The sequence below is a fragment of the Cupriavidus sp. SS-3 genome (genome assembly GCF_035818815.1).
In the GTDB taxonomy this organism is placed as follows: Bacteria; Pseudomonadota; Gammaproteobacteria; order Burkholderiales; family Burkholderiaceae; genus Cupriavidus; species Cupriavidus taiwanensis_C.
In genome coordinates this window covers 91882-112649 of record NZ_JAYLVT010000011.1, presented here as the reverse complement: position 1 = coordinate 112649, position 20768 = coordinate 91882, and the positions used below count along the sequence as shown (strand labels likewise).

The following is a 20768-nucleotide window of genomic DNA, read 5'->3' as shown; positions in this document are numbered from 1 at the left end:
GCGAAATCCTTACGTGGAGAGTTTCACGGCTGACCGCCTGCGATCCTGCCATGCAGGCGAAGGCCAAGGGGCGGGTGGTCTGGGCGTTGCCTGCCGCTCAACAGTTCTTCGTCGATGCAGAGGCGGCGTTGCTGATTGCCCCGATCGAGTTTGATCCGCTGGAAGTCTATGACGCCGGCATCGCGCCGGGCCAGGTAACCGCTGGCTTCCGCTGGTACGCTCAGTATGGGGATCGACTGGGCCTCACGCTCGAAGGCAACGCCCTATGCGCACGCTCCTTGCCTTTCGAAAGCTTGCCGCCGAAGGCCGGCTGGCCTGGAAGGGACCGCAACACCAGAACCCCTGCTGTGACGTGCAGTAGATGCAAAAAGCTCCAGCTGCAAGCCCCGAATGATGCGATTGAGGTCACGGGTGACCCGGAATCCGCCGAATGACCGATGCTACTAGCTATCCGACTTTTCGCGCACAGCATTGCGCAGGTGCAGGCGCATGAAATCCGCCGCCGCTTCTTGCTGGCCATTCAGCAGCATGTCGATCAGCGTTAGGTGTTCGCGGCAGCGCCGTTCGGCCTGGTCGCGGTCTACTGCCTTGCGGTATTCCATGAGTCGGCGCAAGCGGTCAAGACGCCGCAGGCCTTCGAGGATAAACGCGTTGCCTGAGCAAGCGGCAATGGTTTCATGCAGGCGGCTGTTTGCGTCGAACAGCGCGGCTGCGGAGGCGGAGTAGACACCGCCGTTTGCCAGCGCTTCTTGCTCGGCGCGGCAGCGCAACAGCGCTTCCCGGTCGAGCTCGAAGGTCGGTTCCAGGATGCCGGCGGCTTCAATCAGCAAGCGATAGCGGTAGCCCTGTTTGTAGGTCTCGGCGGACGTGAGCACGGGCAGGAACATCCAACCGTGGCCGGGCAGTCGTTCCACCCATCCCTCCTGCGCCATTCGGCGCAGGATCGCGCCAAGTTGCGCACGCGTGATGCCATACCTGCGCATCATTTCGTTTTCGGTGAAGCGATCGGGCAATACTCCATTGAGCCGCTCCTCCGCAATCCTGAAGTAGACGGCCTCTGCGCCGTCGCCTTCGCTGCCATCCACTTCCCGGCCATCCACCGGTACCACGAGGCTGCCTTCGGCCACCGCATAACCGCCTTCCGGATGCGCCGCAACCACTGACTGTGACGCCAGGCGCCTCAAGGCCTCTCGCACGGGCGAACGCGACACGCGGAACTGCTCGGCCAGCGCCCGCTCGGGCAGACGTGTACCCGGCGCCATCCCGGCAGCAGAGATGTACTGATGAATGTTTGCCGCGAGGACGTCGGCGAGCTGGCGGGCCATGAGAGGAAGCGTTCAAACCGGTTGTCGGATGCTATCACATCTATGTTGGACTTTTGGAAAATCAAAAGGCCAACGATGACGCCATGCACATTGACGGCGGGCGGCGTCAAATTCCGCAGGCAGGCAAGCTGGCATCGGGTATACCATGAAAATCCCCTGCTGTGCCTTGTGCTGCAAGGGCTGGCGATCGCTGTTGGTCGACGGCGGTTCTTTGTAAATCCAAAAAACCCTTTACATGGTTCTTTGAGCTTATAAAATGCCATTCATCGCGTCCCCTTGGCGGCGCACCGACAACAACAGGAGACAGCAGTGCATCGCAGACAAGTGCTTCAGGCAGGCCTGGCGGCCATCGGCGGACTTTCCCTCTTTGAAGCCATGGCGGCTAACGCACCTGGTGTGTCCACACAAGGATCTTCAGTGAACCCGGATCTCGTCTCCCACGTCAGCGCGCCATCTTTTCGGCCGCCGCCCGGCAGTTGTGATTGTCACGTCCACATCTTCGACGGCGCGCGTTTCCCATTCGCGGCCAGGCGCTCGTACACGCCGGCTGCGGCCCGCGTCGAAGACCTGGTTGCGTTTGAGCAGCGCCTCGGTATCGATCGCGTCGTACTGGTACAGCCCAGCGTCTATGGTTCCGACAACGCGGCCTTGCTCGACGCGTTGGGCCGGCTTGGCGAGCGGGCCCGCGGTGTGGCAGTGATCGACCTGGAGACCAGCACGCCGGCGGCGCTGCAGGCAATGCATGCCCGGGGCGTCCGAGGCATCCGCCTCAACCTAGAGGTGAGCGGCCAACGCGACCATGGCTTCGCGCTGAAGCAGCTGAAGCGCGCGGAGGGATTGGTCGGGCCTCTCGGCTGGGCGGTACAGGTCTATGCGGATGTCGATGTAATCGCCGAACTGTCCGTCGATATCGCGGCGCTAGAAGTGCCCGTGGTGCTCGACCACTTCGCCGGCATCAAGGCTTACAAGAAGGAAGAGCAGAAGGCCGCGTTCGCCAGCGTGGTTGAGTTGGTGAGGCGCGGCAACGCGTACGTAAAGCTGTCGGCGCCGTATCGCGCGTCGCGTAACGCGCCCGATTTCGACGACGTTGCGGAATTTGCGATGGCGCTGATCCAGGCGCGTTCAGACCGCCTGGTGTGGGCGTCCGACTGGCCGCACACCGGCAGCTCCGCGAGCCGCACGGGCAACCTCGATCAGGTCGAGCCCTTCCGCAAGACGGATGCAGGGCGCGCGCTGAACCAATTGGCGAGCTGGACGACCGCCCCCGCGTTGCTGCAAGGCATTCTCGTTGACAACCCGGCCCGGCTCTACGGCTTTGACCGTGCCGCGGCCTGACCACATACCAGTGAATCAGCAGGAACTACCCATGACGATCAAGACCCCTTCAGGTGCGGTGCTGCTCAAGCCCGACCAATTGCCTGCCTATGACCGTGGCGGCGGCGCCAGCACGACTCCGCTGGTAGGCAAGTCCATCGGTTCGGACAGCTTTATTACCGGCTACACGTCGTTTGCCGGCGGCGTCGAAATTCCGTTCCACAGCCATAACTGCCAGGAAAGCGTTGTGCTTGTGGAAGGTGAGGCCATGCTCGATATCGACGGGATCGAGTACCGCTTGAAGCCGCTGGATACCACATTCATCCCACCCAACGTGCCGCACCGCTTCCGCAACCTGTCGAAGACCGCGCCGATGAAGATCCTGTGGATCTACGCGACCATCGACGCCACCCGTACCCTCGTCGATAGCGGCGAAACCCGGACCGTATCGGCCGAGCACCAGACCCCCAAGGCCTAACAGAGACTTCCACCATGCGCATTCTTGTTCTCCCGGGCGACGGCATCGGCCCCGAAATCGTTGCTGCCTCCATCGATGTCCTGAAGCAGGCCGACCAGGCCTTTGATCTGGACCTGCAGTTCGACTATGAGGATGTCGGCTTCGCCAGCCTGGAAAAGCACGGCACGACACTGCGCCAGGAAGTGCTGGAGAAAGCTACATCGTATGACGGCCTGATCCTGGGCACCCAGTCCCACGCGGACTATCCGGCGCCGGACAAGGGCGGCCGCAATATTTCCGCAGCGTTCCGTTGCGACCTGGACCTGTACGCCAACGTGCGGCCGTCGCGTTCGCGGGAATTCCTGGGCAAGGGCGCAAAGAACATGGACCTCGTCATCATGCGCGAGGCCACCGAAGGCTTCTATCCCGACCGCAACATGTACGAAGGCTGGGGCGAGATGATGCCGTCGAAGGACATGGCGATCTCGGTGCGCAAGATCACCGCGCATTGCTCGGAGCGCATCGCCCGTCGCTCGTTCGAACTGGCGATGAAGCGCAAGAAACACGTGACGGCGATCCACAAGGCCAACAGCTTCCATATGACCGACGGCCTGTTCCTGCGCGAAGTGCGCAAGGTGGCGGCGGAATTCCCCGAAGTGAAGCTCGACGACCTGCTGGTGGATGCATCGACGGCATACCTGGTGCGGGACCCGTCGCGCTTCGACGTGATCGTGGCGACCAATTTCTATGGCGACATCCTGTCGGACCTGGCCAGCGAATTATCGGGCAGCCTGGGTCTTGGCGGCTCTGTCATGGCAGGCGATTCGCTGTGCTGTGCGCAGGCCCAGCATGGTTCGGCCCCAGATATCCAGGGCCAGGACAAGGCCAATCCGACGTCGATGATCCTGTCCGTCGCCATGCTCGTGCAGTGGCTCGGTGAGCACCGTGGCAAGCCGAACTTCGTTGCGGCAGCCAGGGCCATCGACGCCGCCGTGGACCGGGTGCTGGCAAATCCTGCTACGCGCACGGCGGACCTTGGCGGCGCCATGGGCTGTGCAGCGTTCGGCAAGGCCGTTGCCGCAAGCATCATCGCGGGCTGAATCCCGCCTTATGAGCGGCGCGGTGCCTCCAAGGCTGCCACCGCGCCCCATCCACCGAAGAGAACATCCGGAGACAGCATGCACGCATTTAAGTCATTGCTGGCGATGACGCTCGCCAGTGTGGCGTTCATCGGCAGCGCCAGCGCCAACAGCAACTACCCGACGAAACCCGTCAGCATCATCGTGCCGTTCGCACCGGGCGGCGGCAGCGACAACGTGTCGAGATATATCGCCACGCGCTTGTCGGAAAAGACGAAGGCGCAGTTCCTGATCGACAACCGCCCCGGTGCCGGCACCAATATCGGCAATGAGGCGGCAGCGCGCGCGGCGCCAGACGGCCAGACGTTGTTGTTCGGCCAGGTGGCGTTGTCGATCAATCCGTTCGTCTACAAGAAGCTGCGCTACGACACGGAGAAGGACTTCGTGCCCGTGGTGCAGATCGCAACGTCTCCGACGGTGCTGGTCGTGACCAGGGATTTTCCGGAAAAGGACCTCAAAGGTGTGATCCGGTACATCAAGGCCAATCCCGGCAAGGTGAACTTTGCATCGGGTGGCAAGGGCACTTCGGTGCATCTGGCCGGTGAGCTGTTCCGCAGCATGACCCACGCCGAGATGATCCACGTGCCGTACAAAGGCAGCGGCCCGGCCGTGACCGACCTGATCGGCGGACAGGTGCAGATGATGTTCGATACCGCGGCATCCGCGTTGCCCCAGCTCAAGGGCGGCAAGCTGCGCGCCATCGCCGTCACGGGCACGCATCGCTTGCCGGAACTGCCTGATGTGCCGACCTTTGCCGAGGCAGGCCTGAACGGTTTCGACGCGCCGGCATGGTACGGTCTGCTGGCACCGGCCGGCACGCCGAAGCAGGCCATCCAGTTCCTCAATACACAGGTCAATGAAATCCTCAAGGAGCCTGCGACGAGGCAGCGGCTTGCGCAACTCGGCGCGGAGCCCGCAGGCGGATCGCCCGAGGATCTTGCCCGCTTCATGCGCGCCGAATCGGCCAGATGGTCGGCCGTCGTGAAGACGGCAAACGTGGCAGCCGACTAGGCCGTCCATCAACCCTCTGGCGCACCGGAGCGATGGCCCGGTGCGCCAGGGGCAGGTTTTTGTTTGAAACACCGGTCTTCCCGAAGGATAGCCATGACCCAAACCATTACGACTTACGACCCCAGTACGGGCGCCGTGCTGAAGACCTATGAAGGCTGGACCGCGGAACAGATTGAAGCGGCGGTCAGCGCCGGCCATGCCGCCGCGACAGCCTGGGGCCGGCAACCACTGGGGAACCGCGTTGCGGCGGTGCGCCGCCTGGCTGAGGAACTGCGTCGCCAGGCTACGCCATTTGCGGAGCTGATCGCTGCAGAGATGGGCAAGGTGATAACCGAGGCCGCTGGGGAACTGGAGAAGTCCGCGGTCACCGCGCTTTACTATGCTGATAACGCCGCGCGCATTCTCGCCGATGAAAAGGCCGAGATTGAGGGGGTTGATGCGTGGGTCAGCTACGAACCGATCGGGCTGGTGCTGGCCGTGATGCCTTGGAATTTCCCGGTGTGGCAGGTGATGCGCTTCGCGATCCCAGCGATTACGGCAGGCAACGGTGTACTGCTGAAGCATTCGCCCAATGTCACGGGTTGTGCGCTGGCGCTGGAGAAGCTGTTCCTCGACGCCGGGTTGCCGCAGCATCTCATGACTACGCTGGTCGTCGCCGAACCCGAAGTGCCGCGAGTCATCGATGGCCTGATCCAGGACGACCGTATTGCGGCCGTGACGTTGACAGGGTCCAACCGCGCTGGGGCCGCCGTTGGCGCGGCGGCGGGTCGGGCATCGAAGAAGTCGGTGCTGGAACTGGGCGGCTCCGATGCGTTTATCGTGCTTGACGATGCGGATCTCGACAAGGCCGTGGCGGCGGCCGTCAAGGCGCGCTTCCATAACGCCGGACAAAGCTGTGTCTGCGCCAAGCGTTTTATCGTCTCGGAACGCATCGCCACGGCATTCACCGAACGGTTTGTACTGGCCACGCAGGCACTTGTCGTCGGCAATCCCAACAAGTCCGCCACGCAGATGGGGCCGCTGGCTCGTCCTGACCTGCGCGATGCGCTGGACCAGCAGGTGCGCCGGTCGCTGGAAGCCGGCGCAGTGCTGCTCGCGGGCGGCAAGGCCATCGAGGGCCCTGGCAATTTCTATGCGCCTACCGTGCTCGGCAATATGCAGCCAGGCATGGCTGCCTTCGACGAAGAGACGTTTGGTCCGCTGGCCGCCATCGCGGTGGCTAAGGACGACGCTGACGCCGTACGCCTGGCCAACGCCACGCCGTTTGGCCTGTCGGTGAGCGTTTGGGCCGGATCGAGCCAGCGGGCGCTGGCGGTGGCGAAGGGCATCACCAGCGGCGCCGCGTTCATCAACGCGATCACCGCTTCCGACGCGCGCGTGCCGTTTGGCGGCACAAAGAAGTCAGGCTACGGCCGCGAGCTTGCCGCCGCGGGCATCCGCGAGTTCACCAATGCACGTACCTATTGGGCAGTGGCGTCTGCGTGAACGTCGCTGACTGGTCGATGTCCGCTGCTGGCCGGTCTCGGTCGGATGCCCGCCCGACAACGGAAACCGTCCTGCCCTTAGCGGCCCTCGGCGGCGGCCACGGCGGCTTCCTCCATTGCCAGGCGGCTCAACGAACGCCCGCGCAAGACGTTAAAAGGGCATGGCCTTCAAGGGAGTCGCTCGCTGGCGTAGCACTATGCCATCGGCGGCGACGCCGAGGGTTAGTCGGGCAGGATCGTCACAGGGAGCGCGACGGAGGCCCAGCCTGATTCACGCATCGATATGAGCTGGTCCCGAGTTCGCGTCAAGTTGCCTTTTTTACTTCGCCGTCGGCATAGCAAATTCAGCGCCCCCTGACATATCGGCAGGCCATCGCTGCATCACGCTCTTCTGGCGCGTGTAGAAGCGCACGCCTTCCTCGCCGTACGCGTGCATGTCACCGAACAGCGAACGCTTCCATCCGCCAAAACCGTGCCAGGCCATCGGCACCGGGATCGGCACGTTGATGCCTACCATGCCGACCTCGATTCGGCGTGCGAACTCGCGGGCCACCTGGCCGTCGCGCGTGTAGCAGGCGACGCCATTGCCGAATTCATGCGCATTGACCAGCTTGACCGCCTGGGCGAAGTCGTCCACGCGCACGCATGACAGCACCGGGCCGAAGATCTCTTCCTTGTAGATTCGCATGTCGGGGGACACGTTATCGAACAAGGTGCCGCCTGTGAAGAAGCCTTGCTCGTGTCCCGTCACTTTGCAGTTGCGGCCATCGACTACCAGCCGGGCCCCTTCATCGACCCCGAGCGCGACGTAGTTCTCGATGCGCTCGAGCGCCTGGCCCGTGATCACCGGACCCATCTCGGCATCAGGATCCATGCCGTTCCTGATGACCAGCTCGCGCGTACGTGCCGCGAGCTTCGGCATGATCTTGTCGGCGATGTCACCCACCAGGACAGCGACGGAAATTGCCATGCAGCGCTCGCCGGCCGATCCAAAGGCGGCACCGATCAGGCCATCCACGGCTTGATCGAGGTCCGCATCGGGCATCACCACCATATGGTTCTTGGCGCCGCCCAGCGCCTGTACGCGCTTGCCGAGCTTGGCGCCGGTCTCGTAGATATAGTTGGCGATCGGCGTCGAGCCGACGAAGCTGACGGCCCTGACGTCGGCGTGATGCAGCAGGGCGTCGACCACGACCTTGTCGCCCTGGATCACGTTGAACACGCCATCGGGTAGCCCCGCCTGCTGCAGCAGCCTGGCCATGAATAGCGATGCCGACGGATCGCGTTCGCTGGGCTTGAGCACGAAGCAGTTGCCCGCCGCGATGGCCACCGGAAACATCCAGCACGGCACCATGCATGGGAAGTTGAACGGCGTGATTCCCGCGACGACGCCGAGCGGCTGGCGCAGCGTCCAGTTGTCCATGCCGGTCGAGACCTGATCCGTGTAATCGCCTTTGAGTAGCTGCGGGATGCCGCAGGCAAACTCGATGATGTCGATGCCACGGCTGACCTCACCCTGGGCATCACTGAAGACCTTGCCGTGCTCGGCGGTGATGATGGCGGCCAGTTCGTCCTTGTGACGGTTCATGAGCTCCAGGAACTTCAGCATTACGCGGGCGCGGCGGATCGGCGGCGTGTCAGCCCACTTCGAGAACGCGGCAAGCGCGCTGGCGACGGCGGCATCCACGTCCCCAGGGCTGCCCAGTCGAACGCTGCGCGCGACCGCGCCCGTGGCGGGATTGAACACAGCCTGCGAGCGCGTGCCGGCACCGGCATAGGGCGCTCCGGCTACAAAGTGCATAACTTCCGCGGATGAGTTGTAGGGAGCGGTCACAAGGATCTCCTGGCGTCGTGGGTGGGTCGAAATCCACCGCGTTGAAGGATGACCGCAGTGTAGGTAGCAGGATCTGGCCCGGGTAGCGGCCCGGGCCCAAACTCACTGTTCAGGAAATTTGCCTACACCCATGTTATAGCTGTGAAATATGAGGCCGGGATGGCCTGGACAGGGAGCAACTATGCGGCAGGGTGATGTAGAGGGCCTTTGGGAACACCTGCATTGGCTCATGGTGTTGCATCAACAAGGTAGTTTCAGCAAGGCGGCGGCCCGCCTTGGTGTGAGCAAGGCGTCCATGAGCCAGCATATTGCTGACCTGGAAAGGTCGGCAGGCATCATGCTGGTTCAGCGCACGACACGCAGCGCCACGCTGACCGATGCAGGCAGGCAACTGGTGGATTCGATGCGCGGTGCGTTCGAGCAGATCTCCGCTGGCTTTGCCAACGTGCGAGACCTCGCCGGAGCTCCGCGCGGACTTTTGAGAGTGACCGCGCCGGTTGCGTTTTCCAGGCAACAGTTGGTGCCGCGGCTACCGGAATTTCTGCGGCAGTATCCGCAAATCCAGATCGAACTGGATATGTCGGACCGCCTGCGTTCGCTGGCTCAGGAAGGTTATGACATCGCGGTGCGCCACACGACCGCGCCACCGGAAACCCATGTCGCCTGGACCCTGTCTGCCACGCGTATCGTGCTGGTGGCAAGCCGATCCTATCTGCGCGCCAACGGTACACCAGAAATCCCCGAGGCACTCGTTGACCATGCCTGCCTGCATTACCCCCGGCAGCATGGCACCGCGACCTGGACCTTCGTACGGACCGGCCCGGATGAACCCTCCACCCATGCCGACCCGGTGACCGTGGCGGTCAACGGACCGCTGGCGGTCAACAACAGCGAGGCCTTGCGTGACGCCGCCATCGAAGGGCTTGGCATTGCGCTGCTGCCGGATTTCAGTGCCCAGTCGGCACTCGACACTGGCCGGCTTATCGAGGTGCTGCCCGAGTGGCGTGCAACGGGGGCTTTCGGTGATTGGCTCTATGCGATCCGGCCATACTCCGCCCATGCATCGAGGGTCTCGCAAGTCTTCGTCGACTATCTACGCGAGAGCTTTTCGAAGGGATTCACCTCAACGCCGCCTGCCCTGGTCTGACCCTGTGGAAAACAGGTCTGGTTTTATCCACTTTTTGCGATTTACTTCAAAAAATATCAAGCTAAATATTATTGCTTCATAAATATCGATTACTTAGACTTCTCTCAACCCACCCATCAGAGCAACGGCCAGGCACGGTCGAAACGGGAGAGAGGCATGGAGGCAACAACAGCCACGAAACGCACGCTGACGGTACGCATTGCGCGTGGCACCGACGAGAGCAGTCTCACCACCTATGAGGTGCCGTGGCGCGAGAACCAGACCGTGCTCGACGTGGTCACCGAGGTCCAGCGCCACATGGATTCGACACTGTCGTACCGCTTCGCATGCCGGGTCGGTGTGTGCGGATCGTGCGCGATGACGGTGAACGGGCGGCCACGCTGGACCTGCCGAACCCATGTGAGCCGCGTGGAGGAGGACGGCGTGATCGTGATCGAGCCGCTGCGCAACATGCCTCGCATCAAGGACCTGGTGGTAGACATGTCCGAGTTCTTCGACAAGTGGAAGAAGGCGGGTAACACCTTTGTCGGGACCGCCACGCGCAACGATCCCCCAGCCGCGGTTTCGCCCGCCAGCCGCAAGCGCAAGATGGCCGATGCTGCCATTGAATGCATCAATTGCGGTGTTTGCTATGCCGCCTGCGACGTGGTGTCGTGGGACAAGGAATACCTGGGCCCTGCGGCACTGAACCGGGCATGGACGCTGTTCAACGACGAACGCCATGCCGACCCGAAGGGCGTGCTCAAGCAAGCGACTTCGGGCAGCGGTTGCCATTCCTGCCACACGCAAGGCAACTGCATGACGCACTGTCCGGTCAGCCTGAGCCCGACCGGCAGCATCGCCGGACTCAAGAAGAACGCACTGCTGCAGTTCCTGAAGGGAGGGGACTGACCATGGAGTCGCGCCTGTTTGCATTGCAGCGCCTGACGGCCATGATCATGGCGCCGTTCGTGCTCGTGCATCTGGCGGTCATTCTCTATGCCGTACGGGGAGGACTGACCGCCGCCGAGATCCTGTCACGCACGCAAGGAAGCTGGATCTGGATTCCTTTCTATTCGCTGTTCGTGCTGAGCGTCGCGGTTCACGTGCCGATCGGCATGCGCAACATCCTGATCGAATGGGGGCGGCTCAGTCGCGGCGCAGCGTCCTCGCTTGGACTGCTGTTCGGACTGTTGCTGTTGTGGATGGGGCTGCGTGCCGTGGCGGCGGTGGGAGGCTTGCTGTCATGAAATCACCGCGCAATCACCGCGCCTACTGGGCCTTTCTGGGGCATCGCCTGTCCGGACTCGCTCTGGGCATCTTTTTACCGGCGCACTTCTACGTTCTGGGCCTCGCCCTCGACCAGCGTGCGCGCATGGACGCCTTCCTGAAGTTTGCCGACATGGGCGCGGTGAAGTTCGGCGAATGGGGGCTGGTGCTGCTGCTGTCCGTGCACATGTGCTTTGGCCTGCGGCTGCTGGCACTGGAACTGCTGCCATGGAGTTCGACCCGTGACGCTCGCCTGTCCTGGATCAGCTGGGGTGGTGCGCTGTCCCTGCTGGTCGGCGTGATCTTTGCCCTGGGGGTAATCTGAATGCAAATCGAACACCACAAGACGGACATCCTGATCCTCGGTACTGGCGGAGCAGGCCTGTTCGCCGCGTTGCACGCGAAGAAGGCGAATCCGGCGCTAAAGGTATCCGTGGCCGTAAAGGGTCTGTTAGGCAAGTGCGGGTGCACGCGCATGGTCCAAGGTGGCTACAACGTGGCGCTTTCCGCCGGGGACTCGGTCGAGCGCCATTTCATGGATACCATCGAAGGCGGCAAGTGGCTGCCCCGCCAAGACCTTGCCTGGCGGCTGGTCGAAGGGGCGGTCGAGCGGGTGCGCGAGCTCGAGAACGAGATCGGTTGCTTCTTTGACCGCAATCCGGACGGCACCCTGCACCAGAAGGCTTTCGCCGGGCAGAGCTTCGACCGCACCGTACACAAGGCCGACCTGACCGGCATCGAGATTATCAACCGCCTGATGGAACAGGTGCGTGCGCTCGATGTGGAAGAGATGGAGGAGCACCGGGCCATCGAGCTGATACCCGCCGCGGATGGGTCGGGCATCGCCGGCGTGCTGTTCATCGATATGCGACGCGGCAGCTACCGCTTCGTGCAGGCCAAGGCAGTGTTGCTGGCCACGGGCGCCGGCCCGACCATGTACCGCTATCACACTCCGTCCGGCGACAAGACCTGTGATGGCCTGGCGATGGCAATGCGCTACGGCCTGAGCCTGCGCGACATGGAAATGGTGCAATTTCACCCCACCGGCTTGCTGGGCGGACCGGACACCCGCATGACCGGCACGGTGCTGGAGGAGGGCTTGCGTGGTGCGGGGGGGTGGCTGCTCAACGGCGATGGCGACCGCTTCATGACTCGCTATGATGCGCGCGGCGAGCGTGCCACGCGCGATGTGGTGAGTCGCGGCATCTATGCCGAAATGCGTGCCGGCAGGACTGGACCGATGGGCGGCGTATATATCCAGATGAGCCACCTTGGCGCCGAGAAGGTCGCCACGACATTCCCCGGGATGGTCAATCGCTGCAAGGATTGTGGTTTCGATCTGGCCGGCGGCCGGGTCGAGGTCGTTCCGACCGCCCACTACCTGATGGGCGGCGTGGAATTCAATGTCGATGGCAGCACGGCATCGCCAGGCCTGTTTGCCGCGGGCGAGGATTGTGGCGGCGTCCACGGCGCCAACCGGCTGGGCGGCAACGGCGTGGCGAATTCGACGGTCTTCGGCGGTATCGCCGGCGATTCTATGGCCGCCTATGCTTCGGGCGTGCAGCACTGGAAAGAACCGGACAAGCGCGTCATTGCCAGCGGCATCGAGCGGGCGGAGTACCCGTTCGCCAGATCGCCCGGAGCAATTCACGAACTGCGCGACGCGCTGGCGCAGACCATGTGGGACGACGTCGGGGTCTTGCGCAACGAAGCGGCCATGCGCCGCGGCCTGGATTCGTTGGCATCGCACGGCGAGGCATTGATGGCCATGGGGGTTGCCGATGGCGACCGCCGCTACAACGTGACCTGGCATGACTGGATGAACCTGCAAAGCCTGGTGGACATCTCCCGCGTGATCACGGTGTCCGCGCTGGCGCGCGAGAACAGTCGTGGCGCGCATTTCCGCGAGGATTTCCCCGAGCCGGGCGACCTGCATAGCAGCCGCTATACCCGGGTGACGGCCGACGGCGATGGCCTTCGCCTGGATATGGTCCCTGTGAAGTTCGACATCGTCCGGCCCGGCACCTCCCTGATTGCCGGTGAGGCCGGTCAACCCCCCAAAGTTGCAGCATAGAGGACCGCTACGATGACCATTTCCATCGACCGGGTCGAGGAAGCCGCGTTCGAGATCATGAAGCGCGCCGCGATCGAGATCCCCCAGGACTACAAGCAAGGCATCAAGGCCTTGCAGCAGACGGAAACCGGAAAGCTGCCGCGCTTTGTCATTCACGCGATGCAGGACAACTGGGAAGCCGCGGACCAGGACCGGCGGCCCATGTGCGCTGACACCGGACTGCCGCGCTACTACGTCAAGGTCGGCAACAACGCTACCGTGGAGCGTGGCTTCGTGGCGGTCGAGCGTGCCCTGCGCAAGGCCACGGCGGACGCGACGCAGGCCGTACCGCTGCGCCCGAATCGCGTACACCCGCTATGGCGCACAGATAACAACAACAACGTCGGCATCAACGCGCCCGAGATCGAATGGTCCTTCGAGCCGGATGCCGACTGGGTCGATATCACGACAGTGCACAAGGGCGGTCTGTTCGGTACCGACTACCGGATGCTCTTCCCCGGCGATGGAATCGACGGCATCAAGCGCTTCGTGCTCGATACCCTGATCGCTTTCGGCAAACGCGGCTTGGCATGCCAGCCGGCCATCGTTGGTATCGGGCTGGGCGGGTCCAAGGACACCTGCATGCAGCTCGGCAAGCAGGCGGCATGCCTGCGCGTGGTCGGAAATCGCAATCCGGATCCGAAAATCGCCGAACTGGAGCTGGAGCTGATGAAGCTTGGCAATTCAATCGGCATGGGTGCCATGGGCTTCGTCGGCTCTTCGATGGTGGTCGATTGCCATATCGAGGTCGGCCACACCCATACCGGCGGCATGCCGATCAGCCTGCACACCTTTTGTCTGTCGTCGCGCCGTGCGACGGCACGGATCCATGCCAACGGCGACATCGCATATCGCACGGACCCCCAGTGGTTCACCCCATACCTGCGCAGGGAGACGGTCGAATGGTAAGCCCCAAGGACGATGAACTGAAAGTCTTCCACATCAACTTGCCGGCCACGACGGCGGATATCGCCAGGCTTGAACTGGGAGCGGCCGTCTATTTGAGCGGCCTGGTCTATACCGCGCGAGAGGGCGTCTACAAGAAGGTCCTGGATGAAGGCCTTGACCTGCCGGTTGAGCTCAGGGGCCTGAGCAATGTCAATTTCCATTGCTCTCCGGCCGCGGCCCCGGCCGGTGACGGCGGCTACAACGTCGGGGCAGTGACGGCGACAGCCAGTTTCCGGTTTTCTAAGTGGATTCCGAAATGGCTGGAGAAGACCGACTGCCGGATCTTTATCGGCAAGGGCGGCATGCCCGCCGAGGATTACAAGCGGGTCATGGCACCCGGCGGGGCGATCTATCTGACGACAGTGGGATATGGCACCGGCGCGCTGCTGGGACGGGGCATCAAGCGGGTGAAGGATGTGTTCTGGCTCGACGAGCTGGGCATTGCCCAGGCAATGTGGATGTTCGAAGTCGAGAACTTTGGCCCGTTTATCGTGGAAAGCGACCTGGAGGGTAACTCGCTGTTTGCGCAGCATGCCGAAGTGATCAATGCCGGCATCGAGAAGCTATACGCCGGCCTCAAGCCCCCGGCATTGCACCGCTATGGCGAGACCGACGACCGCAAGAACGAAGTGATGTAACGCAAGCTCTCCACCAGTCAACGAGGAACAGAACATGATTATCGATTTCCGTCTCCGCCCGCCGCTCGGTGGCTTCCTTGACACCCTGATGTACTCGGCAGGAGAGCGCCGCGATGGCTTTACCCGGACCGTCGGCTTCGAGCCGTCGCCCGCCGCGCAGCAGCAGTCGATGGACCTGCTGATGCAGGAGATGGACGGCGCCGGCGTCGACAAGGGCGTCGTGGTGGGGCGCCTTGCCGGCACCTTGGGGAGCGTGTCGAATGCCGATGTGGAGCAGATCGTGCGGGAATACCCGGGGCGCTTCATCGGGGCGGCGTCCATCGACCCGACCCAGCGCGTGGCGGCGTGCCAGACCATCTCCGATGCCATTGCCGCAGGCTTCAAGGCCATCAACATCGAACCAGGCGCCTATCCCATACCGATGTACGCGGATGACAGACGGCTGTATCCGATCTACGCCCACTGCGAAGATCTGGATGTGCCGGTCATCTTGATGGTGGGCGGCACGGCCGGGCCGGACCTGAGTTATTCGGACCCTGTGCGGACCGATCGTGTGCTGTCTGACTTTCCGCGGCTGAGCGTGGTGGTGGTCCACGGTGGCTGGCCTTGGGTCACGGAGATTTTGCACATTGCGTTCCGACGTCCGAACCTGTACTTGTCCCCGGACATGTACTTCTCGCGGATGCCGGGGTGGGAGGAATACGTGAAGGCCGCCGATACCTTCCTGTCAGACCGGATGTTGTATGCAAGCTCGTTCCCGTTCTGCCCGGTGCGCGATTACAAGCAGTGGTTCGAAACGCTGCCGATCCGCCCCGGCAATCTGGAAAAAATCATGGGCGCAAACGCCCGTCGTCTGTTGAAGCTGTAGGCACGCGGCGCACGTCCATGCGGCAGAATGACGTCGCCACCGCGCCAGCGGGTCAACCAACTATCGATTTGTCAGACATGGACGTTAAGACACTCTATACGCTTGTAGCGATCGCAGACCGAGGCAGCTTTGCGGAAGCAGGCAACGCGATCGGCCTGTCACTGTCGGCCGTGAGCATGCAAATGCGCTCGCTCGAAGAGGAGCTTGGCATGACCATCTTCGATCGTAGCCGGCGGCCGCCGGTGCTGACGGACGCCGGGCTTGCGTTCACGAACCGGGCCCGCGACCTGCTGACACACTGGGAGAGCATGAGCGCGGCGCTCAAGCGCGAAGCAGCGGGCGGCGTGCTCAAGCTCGGTTCGGTTCATACGTGCGTGTCGGGCGTACTGCCGCTCGCGCTCAAGCGGCTCCAGCAGCAAGGGCATCGCATTGACATCCACCTGACCACCGGCCTCACGCACGATCTTGAACGGGCGGTGTACCGGCGCCAGCTCGATGTCGCAGTCGTCACGGAACCCGAAGTGCCGCGCCTGGACCTTCAGTTCATGCCGTTCTTCAATGAGGAGTTCGTCGTCATCACCCATGCCACGACGCGTGGCGACTCGGACAAAGGCGTGCTTGAAACCACGCCCTATGTCCGGTTCAACCGTACCGCGCGGGTCGGTCTACTGGTCCAGGAAGAAATGGTGCGCCGGCAGATTGCGGTCCGGTCGACCATGGAGATCGACACGCTCGAAGGCGTTATCGCCATGGTTGCCAACGGCCTGGGTTCTTCCGTGGTGCCGGCGCGTGGCGTCGAGAACGAGTTCCCGGCGTCGATTCGCACCATCCCGTTCGGATCGCCGCCGCTGACCCGCCGGCTTGGCATTCTGGTGCCCCGTGACAATCCGCGTGCGCACCTGTCGAAGCTGTTGCTGGACGCGCTGACCGAGGTCACGACGCCGGCTGGCACGCCCGACAACGGCAGGCCGAAACTGGTCAGGAAGGGCTAGCCATGGCAGCGCTGCGATTCTCGCTGCGGCAACTGGAACTGTTCTCGGCCGTGGCCAGAACAGGCTCGACCGCGGCGGCGGGCGAGACCACGGCGCTGTCGCAGTCGGCGGTCAGCTCCGCCGTGAACGAGCTTGAGCAGATGCTGGGCGTGACGCTGGAATAGCCTAAAAACAAAAACTCATCAGGGCCAATTGCGGATTCGCATTCTTGAAAATGCGAGGGGAGACGTATTTCCGAAAATAACAATAACAAATTTAACTGATAAGGCTGATTGCAATAATCCGTTTCGTATCGATGAGGTTCGAAATTAGGATGGATCGAAACCGCAGCATTCAAACGCGATCGTCGAAGCCGTGACGGCGCCACAAAAGGAGACAGCGATGCAAGCATCAGGTACTGAACAGGCGTTTGGGCAATGGATCGGTCAGGCCAAGCAATGGCTGCGCCGCATGCGTCGGAATCGCCTTCCAACAGCGGGATTTGGCCACGCCCGCGCCAAACGGCACGGCACTTCGGTGGCAATGACCATGTTCGCGTTTGCCATCGCTCCCCTGTACATGGCGGGAGCGCATGCCGAGGAATGGCCGGCGAAGCCGGTGCGCCTGGTGGTGCCGTTTGCCTCCGGTGGCGCCACTGACCTGCTGGCGCGTGCCGTGGCTCTCGAACTGGGCAAGCAGTGGAAGCAGCCGGTGGTGGTGGACAACCGGCCCGGCGCCGGCGGGGCCGTCGGCGCGGAGATGGTAGCCAAGGCAAGCCCCGATGGCTATACGCTGCTGCTGGCTTCCGGCAGCATGTTCACGGTCAACCCGTTCATCTATCAGAAGCTACCGTATTCCGCCGAGAGCTTCGAGATGATCAGCAAGGTAGCCAGCGGGCCAATGGTTGTGACCGTCAATACGCAAGTGCCGGCAAAAACCATGACCGAGCTGATTGCCTATGCCAAGGCCAACCCCGGAAAGCTCACGTTCGCCTCGGCCGGTAATGGCAGCCAGGTACACATGGCCAGCGAGGCCTTCGCAGAGGCTGCCGGCATCGATGTGGTCCATGTGCCGTACAAGGGCGAGGGGCCGGCCTACGCAGACCTGATGGCCGGTACGGTCAACATGACCGTGGGCAATATCAACGCGATCTCGCCGCTGCTCAAGGGCGGCCGCTTGCGCGCGCTTGCCGTGACCGGCAAAGAACGCTCAACGCTGCTGCCCGATGTGCCGACGGCCGCCGAAGCCGGCTTGCAGGGGTTCACGTTCTACGGCTGGTTTGCGCTAATGGCACCGGCCGGTACGCCCAGAGCGTTGACTGCGAAGATGTATGCCGACTTGGAGAAGGCGGTGTCGGAGCCTGGCATGCAACGCTACCTGGCATCCCAGGGCATGGCCAGGACGCTCACGCCGAAGGGGCGGCTCCCCGAAGAGATCGCCCAGGAAGCCGGGCGCTGGAAGCTCCTGGTCGCGAAGCGGAAGATTGCTGCTAACTAGTGGTTGCAATGACGGGCGGACCAGCGCCCTGTGGGCAGGCGGATGACCCCGGCATCTATTCATCCGCCGCCCACCGCGCCCGGACCAGGATATAGCCAGGCATGGCAGCAACACTTTCGACAAGGCGACCGGCGACCATGGCGGCAGAACATTACGCAATCCTGGCTGCGACCATTGCGGCCGCCTACACGGTGTTCGGCCTGACAGGCTTTGGCGCGGCGATGGTCGCGGTACCCGTGCTGGTGCAATTCCTTCCGCTGCAGTTCGTAGTGCCAATGCTGCTGCTGCTCGATCTGGTGGCGACCGCCGTGGTGGGTGTGCGGAACCGGAGTTCGGTGTCGCACACCGAATTGTTTCGATTGCTTCCGTTCATGATGATCGGCGTGGCGCTGGGCACCACCGTGCTGGCAAAGCTCGAATCCCGCTGGCTGCTGGTGGGGCTCGGGCTGTTTGTGCTGGCCATGACGGCGCGCGCATTGATGGGTTCCTCCGGGCGCATGGCTGCCGCCGCAAAGGGGTGGTCAGTGCCGGCCGGTGTCATTGGTGGCGTATTCAGCGCCTTGTTTGGCACGGGCGGGCCAATCTACACGATGTATCTGGCGAGCCGTCTTCCTGAGATCGACGTGTTCCGGTCCACCATTGCGTCCGTGATCCTGTCCAGTGCGGTAGCTAGGCTGCTGGCGTTTGCAGGCGGCGGTCTCCTGCAACAAGACGAGCTATGGCGCAGTGCCGCGTTTGCCATGCCATTCAGTCTGGCCGGGTTGGCCGTGGGCTCCTGCCTGCGCCGGCGCATCGCGGCAGATGCCGTACGCCGTGCGCTGCTGGTGTTCCTCGGCGCCAGTGGCGCTTCGGTGCTGGTCCGCGGCCTGCTGATGCGATGACATCCTGTCTGCACAGCGCTCACCATAGCGGCTCACGCAGCGGTTGCAGCGAAGTATCCCATTCGCCATTGAGTTTTATTTCAATTGAGCATGGTTTTCCGGCGCGATAGCCTTGCGCGGGCGTATCACCATGAAAACGAGGAAGAGACTATGGCAGCAAGTGTCAAGGAAATCATCTCCGGGGTAAAAGGCCCGGCTTCGACCTATGTGCAGGCATTTGAGACGCACCGGTCCCACTTGCATGCGGCAGAAGATGGAGAAGCGGGATTGACCCCTCGCCAGCTGGCGCTGGTCCGGATCGCCATTGCCGTCGCAATTCCCTGCGCGGAAATGTTGCGGACCTGCAGGAACGAAGCAGAGGGGATCGTTGCGCGAGAGGAGATCGAGCAGGCAGTCAGTGTTGCCACGGCCTTGCGAGCCGGTGCCGCGGTTGCCTACGGCAGGCTGGCCTACAAGTACCTCAATGGCGATGAAGACTCCGCCGCTGTCTCTTCGGCTGTTTCCGAAATCAAGAAAGATCGTGAGTTGATGACCCAATTCCGCAAGTCATCGCCAGCGGATTTCGAGCGGCTGACGAAGATGCTCGGCGAGATGCACAAGGACGGGATGCCCCTGTCCAGGCTCGACTATGAATTGCTTGCTATCGGCTGCGCTACTATTACCCAGTGTGTGTATTGCATGGAGCGTCATGTTGATGCGGCGCGGGCGCTAGGTATCGTGCCAGCGCAGGTTGCGCAGGTGGTTCACCTGGCTGTGTCGGCCCGGATCGAAGCGTCGTTCCTCGCAGCCGGAGAGATACTGTAAAAACGGCCGCGAAGTGCAAGCTGGCTTATGGCATGGCTTGGCTTCGCGTGGCTCGGCATCCGTAGCAGGCCATTTTTTCGCTCGCGCATACCCGAATGATGAGTATCCTCCCCCAGTTTCGCGTAGCAGCCTTGGTCTTCATTGGCGCCATGATGGCCTCCTCGGCGTTCGCCCAGTCATGGCCGACGAAGCCCGTCAGGCTTGTTGTGCCTTTCGCAGCAGGCGGCGCGACGGATGTCATTGCCCGATCTCTGGCGCAAAAGCTTGGCGACATATGGAAGCAGAGCGTCGTAGTGGATAACAGGCCTGGCGCAGGGGGCGGTGTCGCGGCGTCGCTGGTGGCAAAGTCTCCTGCAGACGGGTATACGATGATCCTCGTCGGCGGAAGTCAGCTGACGGTGAACCCGCACATCTATCGGCAATTGCCGTATAGCCCCCTCAGACTTCACCATCATTGCCAATATAGCCAGAGGCCCCATGGTGATTGCTGTAGGGTCCGCTGTCCCCGCCCAGACTCTGAAGGACCTTGTGGCGCTTGCCAGATCAAGACCGGGCCAGCTGAATTTTGGATCTGCCGGCAATGGCACCCAGGTCCACATGGCGGGAGAAGCGTTTGCCGATGCCGCAAGGATCGATCTCAAGCACGTGCCCTATAAGGGCGAGGCTCCCGCGTTGAATGACCTGATGGGGGGGCAAGTGCAGGTTGTGGTTGGAAACATCGCAGCCGTATCTCCATTTGTGAACGCTGGCCGCATCAAGGCGCTGGCGATTACCGATAAAAGCCGCTCTCCCATGTTGCCGGAAGTGCCTACTGCAACCGAAGCTGGTGTTCCGGGCCTGGAAGATATTTCGGCATGGTTTGCGCTGCTAGTTCCAGCGGGTACGCCAGCAGACATTGAGCGCAAAATCCGGGCCGACACTGTCAAGGCGCTGCAAGACAACGAACTCAAGGCGAGACTGATGTCGCAGGGTATGCGTGCGGGGGGTGAAGATGCGTCGCAGATGAAGGCAATCATTGCAGCCGAATCGCAGAAGTGGGCCCGAATCGTCAAGCTGAGACAGCTCAGCGCAGACTGACCTGGCCCACGG

21 protein-coding genes and 1 pseudogene are annotated in these 20768 nt (G+C 62.6%); 20 read left to right on the top strand and 2 right to left on the bottom strand.

Annotated features, from left to right (window positions below):
* Positions 1-50 precede the first annotated feature (50 nt).
* Positions 51-434, top strand: coding sequence for a hypothetical protein (locus tag U9J39_RS18150; RefSeq protein ID WP_198036056.1), 384 nt, complete (start codon positions 51-53; stop codon positions 432-434).
* 9 nt (positions 435-443) lie between these two features.
* On the opposite strand, the gene U9J39_RS18145 is transcribed toward U9J39_RS18150, so the two are convergent.
* Positions 444-1325: a GntR family transcriptional regulator gene (locus U9J39_RS18145; protein ID WP_025583043.1), complete on the bottom strand. Its 882-nt coding sequence runs from the start codon at positions 1323-1325 to the stop codon at positions 444-446.
* 417 nt (positions 1326-1742) lie between these two features.
* Between U9J39_RS18145 and U9J39_RS18140 the strand changes: the two genes are divergently transcribed.
* From U9J39_RS18140 to U9J39_RS18120, 5 genes are all read left to right on the top strand, one after another.
* The gene (locus U9J39_RS18140; RefSeq protein WP_051373357.1) at positions 1743-2660 is read left to right on the top strand and encodes an amidohydrolase family protein; all 918 of its coding nucleotides are present in this window, start codon (positions 1743-1745) and stop codon (positions 2658-2660) included.
* Positions 2661-2691: 31 nt separating this feature from the next.
* Positions 2692-3117 carry a cupin domain-containing protein gene (locus U9J39_RS18135; RefSeq protein WP_062802364.1) on the top strand — a complete coding sequence of 142 codons (426 nt, stop codon included), beginning with the start codon at positions 2692-2694 and terminating at the stop codon, positions 3115-3117.
* A 14-nt stretch (positions 3118-3131) separates the two neighbouring features.
* A complete protein-coding gene (locus U9J39_RS18130) occupies positions 3132-4196 on the top strand; it encodes an isocitrate/isopropylmalate dehydrogenase family protein (protein WP_115712076.1) in 1065 nt (354 codons plus the stop codon).
* A 105-nt stretch (positions 4197-4301) separates the two neighbouring features.
* Positions 4302-5246 carry a Bug family tripartite tricarboxylate transporter substrate binding protein gene (locus U9J39_RS18125; protein WP_018006574.1) on the top strand — a complete coding sequence of 315 codons (945 nt, stop codon included), beginning with the start codon at positions 4302-4304 and terminating at the stop codon, positions 5244-5246.
* A gap of 93 nt (positions 5247-5339) precedes the next feature.
* Positions 5340-6731, top strand: a complete 1392-nt coding sequence (locus U9J39_RS18120; RefSeq protein ID WP_115712078.1) for an aldehyde dehydrogenase family protein — start codon at positions 5340-5342, stop codon at positions 6729-6731.
* A gap of 318 nt (positions 6732-7049) precedes the next feature.
* Here the strand turns inward: U9J39_RS18120 and U9J39_RS18115 are convergent, their stop codons facing one another.
* Positions 7050-8531, bottom strand: a complete 1482-nt coding sequence (locus tag U9J39_RS18115; protein ID WP_115712080.1) for a CoA-acylating methylmalonate-semialdehyde dehydrogenase — start codon at positions 8529-8531, stop codon at positions 7050-7052.
* A gap of 214 nt (positions 8532-8745) precedes the next feature.
* Here U9J39_RS18115 and U9J39_RS18110 point away from each other — a divergent pair, with 214 nt between their 5' ends.
* The 14 genes and pseudogenes from U9J39_RS18110 to U9J39_RS18045 all read left to right on the top strand — a co-directional run bounded on the left by U9J39_RS18110 (position 8746) and on the right by U9J39_RS18045 (position 20756).
* Positions 8746-9711: a LysR family transcriptional regulator gene (locus U9J39_RS18110; protein ID WP_115712082.1), complete on the top strand. Its 966-nt coding sequence runs from the start codon at positions 8746-8748 to the stop codon at positions 9709-9711.
* Positions 9712-9867: 156 nt separating this feature from the next.
* The gene (locus U9J39_RS18105; RefSeq protein ID WP_018006560.1) at positions 9868-10602 is read left to right on the top strand and encodes a succinate dehydrogenase/fumarate reductase iron-sulfur subunit; all 735 of its coding nucleotides are present in this window, start codon (positions 9868-9870) and stop codon (positions 10600-10602) included.
* Positions 10603-10604: 2 nt separating this feature from the next.
* The gene (locus tag U9J39_RS18100) at positions 10605-10940 is read left to right on the top strand and encodes a succinate dehydrogenase (RefSeq protein ID WP_025583057.1); all 336 of its coding nucleotides are present in this window, start codon (positions 10605-10607) and stop codon (positions 10938-10940) included.
* Positions 10937-11284: a succinate dehydrogenase gene (locus tag U9J39_RS18095; RefSeq protein WP_018006558.1), complete on the top strand. Its 348-nt coding sequence runs from the start codon at positions 10937-10939 to the stop codon at positions 11282-11284. The genes U9J39_RS18100 and U9J39_RS18095 overlap by 4 nt, the downstream gene beginning before the upstream one ends.
* On the top strand, positions 11285-13033 hold the full coding sequence (locus tag U9J39_RS18090) for an L-aspartate oxidase (RefSeq protein ID WP_115712084.1): 1749 nt from the start codon (positions 11285-11287) through the stop codon (positions 13031-13033).
* Between the two features lie 12 nt (positions 13034-13045).
* Positions 13046-13981 (top strand): fumarate hydratase, encoded by a 936-nt coding sequence (locus tag U9J39_RS18085; protein WP_018006556.1) that lies wholly within the window; start codon positions 13046-13048, stop codon positions 13979-13981.
* Positions 13975-14658 (top strand): fumarate hydratase C-terminal domain-containing protein, encoded by a 684-nt coding sequence (locus tag U9J39_RS18080; protein WP_018006555.1) that lies wholly within the window; start codon positions 13975-13977, stop codon positions 14656-14658. Before U9J39_RS18085 ends, U9J39_RS18080 begins: the two co-directional genes overlap by 7 nt.
* Positions 14659-14692: 34 nt before the next feature.
* Positions 14693-15526, top strand: coding sequence for an amidohydrolase family protein (locus tag U9J39_RS18075; protein WP_252678941.1), 834 nt, complete (start codon positions 14693-14695; stop codon positions 15524-15526).
* A gap of 17 nt (positions 15527-15543) precedes the next feature.
* Positions 15544-16518 carry a LysR family transcriptional regulator gene (locus tag U9J39_RS18070; protein ID WP_240987723.1) on the top strand — a complete coding sequence of 325 codons (975 nt, stop codon included), beginning with the start codon at positions 15544-15546 and terminating at the stop codon, positions 16516-16518.
* A 2-nt stretch (positions 16519-16520) separates the two neighbouring features.
* Complete coding sequence (locus U9J39_RS18065; protein WP_115712089.1) at positions 16521-16682, top strand: LysR family transcriptional regulator; 162 nt, start codon at positions 16521-16523, stop codon at positions 16680-16682.
* A gap of 364 nt (positions 16683-17046) precedes the next feature.
* Positions 17047-17994, top strand: coding sequence for a tripartite tricarboxylate transporter substrate binding protein (locus U9J39_RS18060; protein WP_018006551.1), 948 nt, complete (start codon positions 17047-17049; stop codon positions 17992-17994).
* A gap of 101 nt (positions 17995-18095) precedes the next feature.
* Complete coding sequence (locus U9J39_RS18055; protein ID WP_240071515.1) at positions 18096-18875, top strand: sulfite exporter TauE/SafE family protein; 780 nt, start codon at positions 18096-18098, stop codon at positions 18873-18875.
* A 150-nt stretch (positions 18876-19025) separates the two neighbouring features.
* A complete protein-coding gene (locus tag U9J39_RS18050; RefSeq protein ID WP_172581810.1) occupies positions 19026-19679 on the top strand; it encodes a carboxymuconolactone decarboxylase family protein in 654 nt (217 codons plus the stop codon).
* A gap of 95 nt (positions 19680-19774) precedes the next feature.
* Positions 19775-20756 (top strand): annotated as a pseudogene (locus U9J39_RS18045) (Bug family tripartite tricarboxylate transporter substrate binding protein).
* Positions 20757-20768: the final 12 nt, after the last annotated feature.